At 48.7% G+C, this 433-nt stretch carries 1 protein-coding gene; it reads left to right on the forward strand.

Annotated features, from left to right (window positions below; all coding sequences use genetic code 11):
- Positions 1–433: NAD-binding protein (locus C5J22_RS30880; protein ID WP_205837250.1), on the forward strand; the 433-nt coding region annotated here is incomplete at both ends.

Consider the following 433-nt stretch of genomic DNA (forward strand, 5'->3'; position numbering starts at 1 on the left):
GAACATATCGATCAAGTTGATCTGTTTATTGCCGTCACCAACGATGACGAGGCCAATATCATGTCCGCCATGCTTGCCAAACGTATGGGTGCGAAAAAGGTGATGGTATTGATCCAGCGTCGCGCTTATGTGGATCTGGTTCAGGGGAGCGTTATCGATATTGCGATTTCACCACAACAAGCAACTATTTCTGCGTTGCTTAGCCATGTGCGAAAAGCAGATATTGTTGGTGTTTCCTCATTGCGCCGCGGCGTAGCAGAAGCTATTGAAGCCGTTGCTCACGGTGATGAAAGCACCTCACGCGTTGTCGGCAGAGTCATTGACGAAATCAAGCTACCGCCAGGAACGATTATTGGAGCGGTGGTACGTGGAAACGACGTGATGATTGCCAATGACAATCTGCGCATTGAGCAAGGCGATCACGTAATTATGT

The organism is Neorhizobium sp. T25_13 (genome assembly GCF_002968675.1).
Taxonomy (GTDB): domain Bacteria; phylum Pseudomonadota; class Alphaproteobacteria; order Rhizobiales; family Rhizobiaceae; genus Neorhizobium; species Neorhizobium tomejilense.